The organism is Paenibacillus lentus, from assembly GCF_042714055.1.
GTDB lineage: Bacteria > Bacillota > Bacilli > Paenibacillales > Paenibacillaceae > Fontibacillus > Fontibacillus lentus_A.
This window is the reverse complement of sequence record NZ_JBHGVC010000025.1, coordinates 16061-28625: the sequence shown is the minus strand read 5'-3', so window position 1 is coordinate 28625 and position 12565 is coordinate 16061. Positions and strand designations below refer to the sequence as shown.

11 protein-coding genes are annotated in these 12565 nt (G+C 45.0%); 7 read left to right on the top strand and 4 right to left on the bottom strand.

From position 1 onward, the window contains the following. From ACE3MQ_RS27060 to ACE3MQ_RS27035, 6 genes are all read left to right on the top strand, one after another. On the top strand, positions 1-341 hold a 341-nt coding region (locus tag ACE3MQ_RS27060), incomplete at its 5' end, for a hypothetical protein (protein WP_379398698.1). Positions 342-599: 258 nt separating this feature from the next. Continuing rightward, positions 600-926 carry a hypothetical protein gene (locus ACE3MQ_RS27055; protein WP_379398696.1) on the top strand — a complete coding sequence of 109 codons (327 nt, stop codon included), beginning with the start codon at positions 600-602 and terminating at the stop codon, positions 924-926. Positions 927-1233: 307 nt separating this feature from the next. After that, positions 1234-1932, top strand: a complete 699-nt coding sequence (locus ACE3MQ_RS27050) for an EndoU domain-containing protein (protein ID WP_379398694.1) — start codon at positions 1234-1236, stop codon at positions 1930-1932. A gap of 15 nt (positions 1933-1947) precedes the next feature. After that, the gene (locus tag ACE3MQ_RS27045; RefSeq protein WP_379398692.1) at positions 1948-2421 is read left to right on the top strand and encodes a hypothetical protein; all 474 of its coding nucleotides are present in this window, start codon (positions 1948-1950) and stop codon (positions 2419-2421) included. Between the two features lie 631 nt (positions 2422-3052). Beyond that, positions 3053-3601 carry an RNA 2'-phosphotransferase gene (locus ACE3MQ_RS27040; protein ID WP_379398690.1) on the top strand — a complete coding sequence of 183 codons (549 nt, stop codon included), beginning with the start codon at positions 3053-3055 and terminating at the stop codon, positions 3599-3601. Positions 3602-3868: 267 nt separating this feature from the next. Beyond that, a complete protein-coding gene (locus ACE3MQ_RS27035) occupies positions 3869-5359 on the top strand; it encodes an N-acetylmuramoyl-L-alanine amidase (protein WP_379398688.1) in 1491 nt (496 codons plus the stop codon). Between the two features lie 36 nt (positions 5360-5395). Here the strand turns inward: ACE3MQ_RS27035 and ACE3MQ_RS27030 are convergent, their stop codons facing one another. From ACE3MQ_RS27030 to ACE3MQ_RS27015, 4 genes are all read right to left on the bottom strand, one after another. Then, positions 5396-6637: a response regulator gene (locus ACE3MQ_RS27030; protein WP_379398686.1), complete on the bottom strand. Its 1242-nt coding sequence runs from the start codon at positions 6635-6637 to the stop codon at positions 5396-5398. Next, positions 6634-8544, bottom strand: coding sequence for a cache domain-containing sensor histidine kinase (locus ACE3MQ_RS27025; protein WP_379398684.1), 1911 nt, complete (start codon positions 8542-8544; stop codon positions 6634-6636). The genes ACE3MQ_RS27030 and ACE3MQ_RS27025 overlap by 4 nt, the downstream gene beginning before the upstream one ends. After that, positions 8534-9532 (bottom strand): substrate-binding domain-containing protein, encoded by a 999-nt coding sequence (locus ACE3MQ_RS27020; protein ID WP_379398682.1) that lies wholly within the window; start codon positions 9530-9532, stop codon positions 8534-8536. Before ACE3MQ_RS27020 ends, ACE3MQ_RS27025 begins: the two co-directional genes overlap by 11 nt. 214 nt (positions 9533-9746) lie before the next feature. Further along, positions 9747-10736: an ArsR/SmtB family transcription factor gene (locus tag ACE3MQ_RS27015; protein ID WP_379398680.1), complete on the bottom strand. Its 990-nt coding sequence runs from the start codon at positions 10734-10736 to the stop codon at positions 9747-9749. A 429-nt stretch (positions 10737-11165) separates the two neighbouring features. Between ACE3MQ_RS27015 and ACE3MQ_RS27010 the strand changes: the two genes are divergently transcribed. Next, positions 11166-12545: an ABC transporter substrate-binding protein gene (locus ACE3MQ_RS27010; protein WP_379398678.1), complete on the top strand. Its 1380-nt coding sequence runs from the start codon at positions 11166-11168 to the stop codon at positions 12543-12545. Positions 12546-12565 lie beyond the last annotated feature (20 nt).

The window sequence follows — 12565 nt, the reverse complement described above, 5'->3', positions numbered from 1 at the left end:
AATCAGTGGGCCGAGTGTTCATAATGGATGATCTGTTGACTTTGGCAGACGAATGCACTACGGATGGAGAAAAGATATTAGCCGCAATTAGCGTTATTCCTATGAGTAAAATAGCAAAAGTGATTCGCATTGCTGATAACGCTTTTGACACGTCAAAAGTTGCTTCTAGGGCTGCTAGGGGGACGGGTGAAGTAGGCACTGTCGGCGCAATGAAAGCTAGAAGTATCAATCCACTTGACGATTTAGTTAAGTTGCCTGGCGGGTCGATTGTTACCCAAGGAGGAAGGAAACTCACAAAAGCACAAGTTGACGAACTCTCAAAGTTGGACTTAAGCAGATAGAATCAAGGCAGTCATGATTCAATAGCAGATACTTTTCTTAAACATTATGAGAAGCATGGACGTGAAGTAGGTGCGAGTAGCTTTACCCAATATTTTAATAAGGCAAACGAGTTCTCTAGGAATCTTAAAGGCAGAGGTATTCCAGTAGATGGTTATACAGAAGGTGCAATGAAGTATTATAATAAAGGAAGGGACTGGGAAAGGTATATAATTGTTGACCCTGACGGGAAAATTATTTCTTTTGGTGCGAGGTAACAAATGGAAAATGAAAACTGGAAAAACATTAGAGTGCCTAGAGTTTCAAGTATTGAAAAGTGTGTTGCTGAATTTGATATTACTCAACTAGATGTTCCATCAGGCAGGTTCCGTATAAGAATATATGAAAATACTAATGGAAAGTTCATGGGGTTCACTAACTTGAAAATCAAAAATTTATTCGATGGTTATCCCGAAGGAGGGGTTGGAAATGGAAATTCTATAACAGAGGCTTTAGAAGATACAATTAAAAACTTTATGGAGAATCTTTCTGAAAATAGGATATTGAATGACAGTGATTTTATCTTTGTAAATTACAATGAATTTTAATTGGTTTATTAAGTTTATAGCAAAACTACCTTGAATGGCTTTGTGCCTTTCAAGGTTTCTTTTTTAGTGGGGGCTATCCCGAATGAACCTATCATTCAAGTAATACCACAATTAACCCACGTAATACCCGTATAAAGAAATTCTCATTTGTACGCACGCAAAATGCTATTAGAATGCACCCTAAATACTGATACATCAAAAAGGCTTGTAAATAGAGTACAGGGGTAACACTGACAGAACGTCAAGCCAACTGATAGAAGGTGGTAATTGGAAGATCGATTGCCACCTTCTATATAACGGCATTGACATGGCGGTGGCCTTTGCCCAGCCTGTGGATATTTTGGCAAAGATGATGTACAAGAGTCCTACGGCAGCGATGGAGCTTTACCAGGCTGAGAAAATGATTAGCTCGGGGATGAAGGGGATAGATGCTGGGTATAACACCAGCCCTTGGAAGAACCCCACAGCAGATGAAATTCGTCAACATATTTTTGAGAGTATAGAAAACAGTAAGAAGGTTAGAGAGGCATCACAATATGGTGATTACCTAAAAATAGAACAGGGAATTCTTAGAACGTTAGAGAAAAAGAAGTGGTTCGAGAATTTAAAAAACACAGATAACTTCAAACAAGGAACCAAAGAAAATGCCTTAAGCCATATATTTGATGGTGAAATTCTCAAAAATGGTAATGCTAATGGTTTTCATTATGAAGGAATGCCTAATAGCAACGGTAAAATTGTCGGGAATATTGATCCACCCAATAAGTTTGGTGTCTATCAAGCTAATATTGAAGTTAATGGAGTGCTAAAGAAGGTTAAATCGACATTTTTCCCTAAGGAGTGGGCTCCACAACAAGTGATAGATGCTATAAATGAAGCTTTTAATAATAAAGTGCTTGTTAAAAACAATATTTATCAAGGGAAAACAAGCACGGGGATCAAAATAGAGTTTGTTTTAAGAAATGACAAGATAATTTCAGCTTATCCACTTTATCAAGTAGAATAAAAGGAGGGGATTTGAATGATGATAAAGTATAAATATAAATTGAAACGCATAAAAGAGCTTAGTACAGTTGTATTGGATTTTAGCGAAGAACAAACCCTGGAATTCGGATATATGATAAGTAACCCGTTAGGATCGGATATATATTTGAGATATGAGGATTTGAAGGTTGATATAGATAATTATTTTGATGTACTAATAGGTGAACTGCCTTGTTATGAGCGTGGGGGTAATGTAACATTTGTTACTTCTCATAGAGACTACACAATAATTGAAGATATATATTACGATGAAGAGGAAGATGAAATTGAACCGATTTGCAAATTAGAGACTATTGAATTTGTGAAAATCATTTTAGTTTGGGCTTATGTGAATTATAAATATATCAGCGAGCTGGGAGAAATTGCTCAAGAAAAGGCAGATATGGTTATGAATTGGATTGAACAGAAAATAATAGAAGTTAAGAGTATAGAAAATAATGAGTGTCCATAACAAAGTTTGATTATATATGGTAATGAGAGGCCTATCCCTATAAAACTTATAATGAGGAAGAGGCTTTTTCAATGCGTAGGTAGGTATGTGAAACAGTCAATAGGACATGAATAATTATATGAAATTTGAATTACGTAACTAGACGGAAATGGATGTGGAATAGGGGTCATCAATGGGGTGTATATGTAACGGATGAAAGGGCTAGTGTAGTATCGGGTTCTATAAATGTGGGAGGATAGTATCTCATTGAAATTGAACTGGCTATACTTGATGGCATCGTAATTTCAGAGATTGATTCAGATGAAAAGGGTCTTGAACAGATAGAAGATAGCTTTTCGTATTTTATTAGAGGTACTCTGAATATTGAGAGCGGTACTATAGATTCAGGAATAATATTTGAGGTTGATAGAGAGTTTCTCTTCGATTATGGATATCTTCATAATCAATGTGTACAAATTCGGGCGATAGACTAAGTGTTGATTTCATTAGCTGATACATTAAACATTGATTGGCTTCGAGTGAATGACTTATTGCACTGAACTGACATAGCAGAACGAAAAATTTTTGAAGACTTTCTTTTAAAAATCTATACATAAAGTATCAACTCATCCGGGAAGGGGGAGATTTAGCAATGAATTATGCAAAATTAAGCAAAGAGATAGCCCATGCATTAAGGCATGTACCCTGGGAATATGAGCTGGAATTGGACGAGGAAGGCTGGGTGCCCATCGAGCAATTACTAGGGGCTCTGGAGTTCAATCACGACGGAAAGCAGCTGGAAGAGGCTGATTTGGTCAAGATGATGGAGGCCGCTGATAAACAGCGATACGAGATCCGCAGCGGAAAAATCCGAGCATTATACGGGCATTCTTTCCCTCAGAAGATCTCCAGAATCGCAGAGTGTCCGCCGCCAATTCTATTCCATGCTACTCCTAGACACTTGGTAGCGCGGATCTTACATGAAGGTTTATTGCCGATGTCTAGGCAATATATTCACCTGTCGTCCGATAAACAAACAGCTATCACTGTTGGCAAACGGAAGGATACTGCTCCTGTTTTGTTAAGGATCGAGGCTAACAAGGCTTGGGATCAAGGCATTAAGTTTTACCATGGCAATCATACGGTTTGGTTGGCAGATCATATACCACCGCAATTTATCATCGACGACTCTAACATATAGCGGCTTCAACTATTCTGTGTTACATAGATATAGCTGTCCCGAAGGTTATCTAGGGGGCAGCTTTTTTAATTCAGATTGTTCGCTGCTTCAATTTTCAAGTTGTCGTCAAATATTATTCAGCCGCAGCTTGTGAGGATTTTTGGTTCATTTCATAGAAAAACGTAAAGGAATATAGCAACTTTTAGGAGATTTTGACGTTTATATAGTGATGCGAAAGTTTCGGGACAATAAATTGCTTATATTATGTTACTAAAAGGATGAGTGAAATTGAGAAGGTTCGCTGCCATTGTATTTTGCATGATAGGTTTATTCTTGTTTAGTGTCAATTCGCAGGCGTACGCCAATAGTGCCTCCATATATCTAAACGGTTCGCAGCTTAGCACGGCTAATTTATCTCAGGTTGAAATCGTAAACAATAAAGTGATGGTTCCTATACGAGTGGTAGAGGAATTGGGCTACGGTGTAAATTGGAATAAGACGGATCAAACCGTAAAGATTCAAAGCAAGCTGAAAACGATTACGATGACGGTCAATAAGTCCAGTGCTCAGGTCGACGATCGGGTCGTCACGCTGCAGTCCCCTCTTTTGTTGAAGAACAATACTTCATTTGTGCCGTTACGCTTCATGAGTGAAGAGTTCGGTCTTGAGGTGAATTGGGATAATCGTACAAAAACCGTGTATTTGACCTCGGATGAGGCTGCTGATTCCCAGGATTCCCCCGAATCTCATGAGGAGCTCAAACCGGGAATAGGCACGAATGCTGGGACTGCCAGAGGTCCAGCTACAGGTGCAGGCACAGGCACGGGCACAGGTTCGGGTTCGGATACAGCGTCAACGCAGGTAAATGGGAAAATAGAAGATATTCATTTTACGGATAACCGGCTTACGATAACTATGGATCAAACGGTACAAGCGAAGGTTTTTACAATGAGTGCACCGGATCGAATCGTGCTTGACTTGCCGGGCGCTGTGCTGTCGGATACTTTTATCGGTAAAAATATGGAAGAGGCGGGCATGAATCAGATCGAGGTCAAGGAAGAGCATTCGTTTGCTAGTAAGATACGATATTCCTTGTTCAATTCAAATCCCTCCACGATTCGAATTGTTCTTGATATGAATGCCAAAGCCGATTATCGGCTGTCCACGGGAGATTCCATCATTGTCCTTGAGCTGGCAGAGAAGACGACCTCAGGAGCGATCGATTCGGATAACGGTAGAAGAATAGTCGTCATTGACGCGGGGCACGGAGATCATGATAACGGGACAACCGGGGTGTCGGGAAGAGTCGAAAAGGATTTTAATTTGATCATGGCCTTAAAGGTGGAAGAGCTGCTCAAACAAGAATCGCAGATCGAGGTCGTGTTAACTAGGCACGACGACACCTACGTCACGAGGCCAGATCGGGCCAAGCTAGCTAACGATCTTAATGCGGACGCATTTATTTCCATTCACGCCAACTCCGTACTGAATATACCAACGGCAAATGGTACCGAAACCTATTATTTCAGCGAAGCAAGCAAACCATTGGCGGATGTTATGCATAAACACCTGATTGAAGCAACGCAGCTCAAGGATCGTAAAGTAAAATACAACAATTATGAGGTGCTGAGAAGGAGCAATATGCCGGCTTCGCTCCTGGAAGTGGGTTTCTTATCGAATGTGGAAGAGGAGGCCCTGCTCTTTACGGAGGATTTTCAGAACCGGGTCGCCCAAGGTATTGTAGATGCAATAAAAGAATATTTCGGGATTGTCTCATAAGACCCAATCTCGGCGTTGCCCAAAACAAACAAGGCGCTACTCATTCTGAGCAGCGCCTCCTTTGCGATATTGCAGGGGAGAGGTTCCGGTGGTGCGTTTAAACGCCGTGCTGAAGTAATGCTGCGTTTCGTAACCGACCTGCCTGGAGATATCGGCGATGGTTAGATCGGTTCCGTTGAGCAGCTGAGAGGCTCGGCGAATGCGGATTTGCGTCAAATAGCTGTTGAATGATGTGTCCAGCTCCTGCTTGATCATCCGGCTTAAATATACCGGAGAGGATTGCAGCTGTTGGGCCATGGACTCCAGGGTCAGCGTGCAATCGCCGAAGTGCTCGAGCATGTATTGCTTGGCTCTGCGCACCAATGGGGAAATGGCGGTTTCCTTCAGCACGGCGGATTTGCATTTGCGGTAGACAGCGGGCATTGAGGTGATGTCATCCTCACCCTCGGTCAGATGGATGTCGACCGCTACCTTCAAGTAAGTCCTCACGGACGACTCGATTTGATGAAAGTCGGCATCCGCCGAGAAGCTCCACAGCAGCACGACAATGACACCGAAGGGGTCGCGGAAGATGACCTTCGGATAGGAGGCGAGCAGCTCGCCGGCAATGTTCTCGATCGCGAATAAATAGAGCTGTCGCTCACTTTCTTTCATCAGAGGCTGCGGAGCAGCCGACTCTCGCAGGCGAATCATGCCAAGCAGGCTGGGAGCTGCCACAGGCAATTGGAGAAAAGCCAGCTGCTCTACAATCTCCTCCTCCGTCATGCTGCCTTCCATCCACTCCTGGCAGAATCGTTCGCGCAGCAGGGGATAGCTCTTCGAAATTTGCCGGGAAGCGGTTTGCAGATGCTGCTGCTGACTCGCTTCTTCCTCCAGTTCATCCCTGACCTGGCACAATACCTTTTCCAGCTGTGTTGGATTGGCTGGCTTCAGGATATAGTCCTTCACCTGGAGCCGGATCGCCGTCTGGGCATAGGTAAATTCGTCGTGGCCCGTAATGATGACAATTTTGCAGTCAGGCAGCTCCTCGCGGACATGCTTCATCAGCTCGATGCCATTCATAATCGGCATATTGAGATCGACGAGCAGAATGTCGATTTGATGGTAAACGGCTAGCTCAAGCGCCTCCTCGCCGTCCTCGGCCTCCGCGACGACCTGCAGCCGCAGCTTCTCCCAATCAACGCTTTCTCTTATGCCTTCGCGAATGATGAATTCATCGTCGGCGATGAGCACCTTCCAGCGGTTATTCAAGGCAGGTGAAGACTGATTCAACATCATCGATCAACTCCATTTTGAAAATTATTGTCCCGGATCAGCGGGTGGGTTACCGTTACCACCGTTCCTTCGCCCAAGACGCTGTCTATGCTAAGACCGTACTTATCGCCAAAAGTAAGGCGCAGGCGTGCCTGAACATTCAGAATACCGTATCCTTTCGTTTCTCCATCGGCCCTTATAGTTCCAACAGTTTGACTGGCCTGGTCACTCCCGGGAGTTTTCCCCGCACCGGAATCATCTTCGGAGCTAGCCGCTTGCTCCAGAGCAAGGCGAAGCTCCGATAGCTGCTCGTCCGTCATGCCCTTGCCGTTATCGCGAATCGTCACTATTAAATTCCTGCTGAGCTCCTTCGCTTCAACTTCAATCCATCCCGGGCCGCGGCGTTCTTTAATTCCGTGATAAATGGCATTTTCCACGATTGGCTGAAGGATCAGCTTCAGCACGCTAAGCTCCTGAACGGCTGGATCAACCTTTAACGCGTAGTCCAGCTTATTCTGGTATCGGACATGCTGGATTTGCAAATAACTGCGGATATGCTCCATTTCATCGGATAACGGAATAATGACATTGCCTTTGCTCAGCCCGATTCGGAACAGCTTGGATAGCGACTCCGCCATCTCGGCGATATCCAGGGCCCCCTTTCGGCGAGCCATCCAGTGGATGGTATCCAGCGTGTTGTATAGAAAATGCGGCTTAATATGCGCTTGAAGACTGCTGAGCTCGGCCTCGCGCTTTTGTCGTTCCTGCCGCTCCGTCAAGGAAAGGAGCCGGTTGATCTGCAGGAGCATTTCATTGAAGCGGCGCCCAAGCAGGCCCACCTCATCTGAACGGTCGCCCCAATAGCGGATCGTCAAATCTCCGGACTGAGCCTTCTGCATGAAGGACATCAGCTGCCCGATCGGTCTGGAGATCGAATGGGCCAGGTAGAAGGAGGCCGTCATCCCCAGCAGGCAGACGACAAACACGAAGCTGACGACATAGAAGCGGATTTCCCGGATTTCCAAGATGGAGTCCTCGGTGGCAAAGACGCCGACCGTCGTCCAGTTCGTAAACGGGGATACCCGGTAGATGAATTGCAGCTTCCGGCCATCTGCTTGGTGGGAATACGTTCCCGAACCGTCCTTATTCAGCCATTCCAGCGGAATGTGCTCGATGTACGGATCGGGAGGGGCATAGATAAGCTCGCCGCTGCTGTCGATGACCGTGAGGTAGCCGGTTTTACCGAGCCTGACGTCCTGGGCTGTTTCTGCAATGACTCTCAGCTTCAAATCGATGAGGACGACGCCTTTAACCCTTTGCGTATCGGGGTCGAGAATCGCTCTTACGGCCGACACGACCTCGCTGTTTTTGTAATTGACATGATTTGTAACATTGCGTTCGTTCGGATGCCCGACGATTTTGAATATCCCTTTATTGCGAACGGCTTCCTGGTACCAGGACTCGCGGGTTAAGTCGCTTGCCGTTCGCGCATACATTTCATTGCTGATATATTCGCCGCCGCTGTTGACGATCATGATGCCGGCGACTTCTGAGTGAAGCGTCGTAAAGCCCTGCAAAAATTTGCGTATATCGTAATGATCCTCCTCCTGGACGGGCTCGGGTACAGGGCTTGGCTCGCTATCAGGCTCCAGGAAGCGCTGGACATCTGGATTAAAGGCGATAAGGAACGTCATGTTCTGTAAATTTTCAACATAGGTTTCAAGGGACTCATTCACCTTGCCAATGAGCTGCAGGGTGTTGTTCGTGACCTGGCGGTCCAGCACGCGATCCACCGTCCAGTGAATAAGGAAACCGAGACCTATGGACGGAAGGATGCTGATCAGCAGAAAATGTATAATCAACTTATAGCGGATCGGTAAGTTATTGAATGACAAATGACGCACCCCCGCCGACGTAAACTTATTTCGCATAGTAGTCATCCACATTATGCCGCGTCACGACCGTAATTCCGGTATCTACCTGTTCAGGAACAGGCGGCGAGCCTGGGATTTGCGCGGTGTTCAGGTCATGTCCCAGGGAGAAAAGAAATTGCAGCGACCAATAGCCCATATTCCAGGTTCCCTGGGCCATGGTAGCGGAAATATCCCCGCTCTTCACGAGATCCAGCGTGCCTTTATCGGTGTCGAAGCTGATGATTTTCGGCCGCTGTTCGCCGCTGATCTCCTTCACGGCCTCGGCTACTCCGATGCCGCCGCCCGCTTCCGTAGCAAAAATGCCGGCGATATCGGGATAATCCTGCAAAATTTCCTCTGCCGATTGCCTGGAATAAATCTGATCCCCCTTGCCGTTCTTCACGGCAACGACTTTCATTTCGGGGTAATCCCTCTGAATTGTGGCTAGAAATCCGTCGGTTCTTTCCTGATGATTCTGTTGATTCGGTGTAGTGACAACGGCAACTTGACCGCGTTCGTTCGTCAGCTCCGCCATTTTCTGCGCGGCCCTGACACCAGAGGAATAATTATTCGTACCAAGGAAGGAATAAGCTTTGCTTCCAGGCGCATCGGAATCGAACAGTACGACGGGAATACCGGCATCGACCGCCTTATTGATCGTTTCCGTCAAATCGACAGGATGAATGGCTGAAATTGCGATGCCGGCCGGCCTTTTGGCGATAATTTGCTCCAGCACCGTGATTTGCTCGTGGACATCACGCTGCGTGGAGCCACGGTATTCAACGGACACATTAAGCGCCTGTGCCGCATCCTCGAAGCCCTTCAGGCTGCTTTTCCAATAATCGATCCCCATTTGAAAGGTGACCATCACATATTTTTCATCGATTTCGCCGCGCAAGCCAGCGGTCTTCCACTGCTCATTAAGCTGGCTTTGGGATCTGTAGTCCAGCACATACAGCAGAAAAAAGCCGATCAGCAGCAAATATACGATCCAAATCTTCTTCATATTGAAACCCCTTTCAAAGACAGAGCTTGGACAACATCATACTACGAAATGCGATTGAATTGTATCCTTATGCCGTAAAGCGCAGCACGATTTTAAGGAGCAGCAGCGCAACGAGCAAAAGGCCGCCCTTAATGCAGATCAATCATCTGCAGTTAAAGACAGCCCAGGGCTGAATTGCCTTTTGCGTATATGGAAGCCAATGTAATTCCTGCATTTACTCCTTTGCCGCGAGCTCTACCGCCTCGTTTGCTTGCTTGTTCTCTTTGCTGGACTTGGATTCTTTATTCTCGATCTCATGAACATCGTACAGCACCCGAGCGAGCAGATCCTGGCTGTAGTTGCCGAAATGCTTGCCATAAATCGTCAGGCCTCTTTTGTTGACCGGTTTGTCGGTAACCGCGATTCTAAAGGTCAGTTCACTCTTGTAATCCAGCTTGATTTGATCGATCGTGACATCTGAAATGCGGCATCCGTCAATAAAGCTGCCTTCCTGATTGATGCGGATCAGCTTGAGCATGCCGTACTGATTCAAGTGGGGCGGCCACCAGTCGGGGTTAAAGGTTCCCCGGGCATCCCCGAAATCTCCAGGACTTGTCCAGGAGCCGATTTCGATGCCGTTGACATAGAAGAAAATGTCAGACGGATAATTATCGTTGAAGCCAGGGGCCTCCGAACTTAGCTCCATGGAGAACTGAATTTCGCGGAACGTCTGATTCGGTTTTAAATAGTTAGGAATCCGGTATTCCAGAAACCCGTCGGCAAGCCAAATGATTTCCGAATCGATACGCTGCGGATCGGCGAAATATCGAGGGTCGTCAAAATCGCCGATGATGCTGTCCTTCGTCGCTAATCCACAGGTAGGAACCGCTTGATAATCGCTGTAGTGCCCAACCTGAATTTCGACCTCGTATAAATTTTCTACATCCTTGCTGCGCAAATCGACCATGAGCTTGTCTTTGTTCAAATAACAAATTTTCTGAATTCCGTGCTTGCCTACCGTCGTATTGATTTCAATGAGCCCGCTTTCCTCGAGCTTCCGAATGTGCATCGTGATGGCGCCGTTGCTTAGATTGAGCTTGTTAGCCAGATCGTTCAGGTTCAAGGATTGATTGTTCGCCAGCAGCTCAAGAATTTGAATTCGAATCTCCGAGCCCAACGCTTTGAATATATCGATCCCACTCATTAGATCTTTAATATAGATCATCTACCGTACCAGCCTCCGAAAAAAAGTAATTTCATTTCCGTTTGTTTCAAATAATTATAAACCAACATTTCTGAAAATGAAAGCAATTAATTGAATAATGTAATATTAATACAATATATCACAAATATTTACATAATAACACATGACTGTTTTAGATTATTGTGAATCTTATTTAAAGATAAAAAACTATAAATCGACAAAATGTTATCTTTATAACTTCATTGTGGAGAATGGATAAAATAATTTCATATAAACATGAAAAGATTTATATAAATATGTTTACATTGAGTTTTCTATATGTTATTTTATAATTGCAAACGGATTCATTCAAGTATTTTGAAATTGTTTTATGTTTAATTGAAATTTGCGTAGGGTTAACATTTATATTTCGATATAGTGTTAAATCAATATTCATTAGGAGGGGTTATAGTGGTCAAGAAAAAAAGTTGGTTTACGCTCGTTTCACTCATTTTCATTCTCTCAACCGTGTTGGCAGGCTGCGGAGACAAAGGGAATAGTGAAGCAGGGAACAGCAACGGGGGTGCCGGGAAATCCTCAGAGACGAAAGAGCTGACATTCATGTACCGTGGAGGTACTGACGAACAGAAAGCTTATACAGAGGTCGTAAAAAAATTTGAAGAGGATCATCCTGGCGTAAAAGTAAAAATGGTGGTAACGGCGGCAGACCAATATGCCACAAAGCTGAAAGCAGCGATTACAGGAAATAAGGTGCCTGATGTATTCTACTTTGAATCGGGCGATTTAAAAGCCTACGTGAACAGTGGCATTCTTATGAACCTTACGCCTTACTTGAACTACAGCGAGGATATCGACCTCGATAACATTTGGAAATATGGTGTTGACTTATACCGCTATGATGGTGAAATGGCTGGACAAGGCGATATTTATGGCATGCCGAAGGACGTCGGGCCATTCGCTTTGGGCTATAACAAGACAATGTTTGAACAAGAGGGAATCCCTCTGCCGGACAATGACGTGCCTATGACCTGGGATGAATTCATCGATGTGAATAAGAAGCTGACGAAGGATACAAACGGGGACGGGAAAATTGATCAATACGGAACGGGTTTCAACGTGAACTGGGTATTGCAATCGTTAGTCTGGAGCAACGGTGCGGACTGGATTGATGAGACAAAAACCAAAGTTACGATTGATGATCCGAAATTTGTGGAAGCGCTGCAGTTCTTCGCTGACATGCAAAATGTTCATAAAATTACGCCTTCCGCTGAAGATGCGCAAACATTGGATACCTACCAGCGTTGGATGAAAGGCGAGCTGGCCTTCTTCCCGGTAGGCCCTTGGGATATGAGTACTTACGAGTCATTGCCATTCGATTATGATTTGATGCCTTATCCGGCAGGTTCAACAGGCAAGTCGGCCACATGGATTGGATCGCTGGGAATCGGCGTATCCGAGAAAACGAAATATCCAGAAGAAGCAGTGGCTCTAGTGAATTATTTGACGGCTTCCAAAGAAGGCATGGAAATGCTGGTTAATGCGAAGGTGCAAATTCCGAACTTGATCGATATGGCTGAAGAATGGGCAGCAGATACGTCAAGCAAACCAGCGAACAAGAAGGAATTCCTTGATATCGTAGGAGAGTACGGCAGAGTGCTGCCAGGTCACTACACTTATAATGCGGAATGGTACAACCTATTCTTTACGGATATTCAACCTGTGCTTGATGGCAAAATCACGGCTGCGGAATATGTAAAGCAGGAACAGCCGAAGATGCAAAAATTGCTGGATAAAGCAATCGAACAGGAGCAAAAATCAAAGAAAAAATAAAGAATCTGCAAGTTTAGTAT

Coding starts and splice junctions, on each gene's coding strand:
- ACE3MQ_RS27025 (WP_379398684.1), bottom strand. CDS start 8,544: ATGCGAAATAAGTTTACGTCGGCGGGGGTGCGTCATTTGTCATTCAAT.
- ACE3MQ_RS27030 (WP_379398686.1), bottom strand. CDS start 6,637: ATGATGTTGAATCAGTCTTCACCTGCCTTGAATAACCGCTGGAAGGTG.
- ACE3MQ_RS27050 (WP_379398694.1), top strand. CDS start 1,234: ATGGCGGTGGCCTTTGCCCAGCCTGTGGATATTTTGGCAAAGATGATG.
- ACE3MQ_RS27045 (WP_379398692.1), top strand. CDS start 1,948: ATGATGATAAAGTATAAATATAAATTGAAACGCATAAAAGAGCTTAGT.
- ACE3MQ_RS27055 (WP_379398696.1), top strand. CDS start 600: ATGGAAAATGAAAACTGGAAAAACATTAGAGTGCCTAGAGTTTCAAGT.
- ACE3MQ_RS27040 (WP_379398690.1), top strand. CDS start 3,053: ATGAATTATGCAAAATTAAGCAAAGAGATAGCCCATGCATTAAGGCAT.
- ACE3MQ_RS27020 (WP_379398682.1), bottom strand. CDS start 9,532: ATGAAGAAGATTTGGATCGTATATTTGCTGCTGATCGGCTTTTTTCTG.
- ACE3MQ_RS27015 (WP_379398680.1), bottom strand. CDS start 10,736: ATGATCTATATTAAAGATCTAATGAGTGGGATCGATATATTCAAAGCG.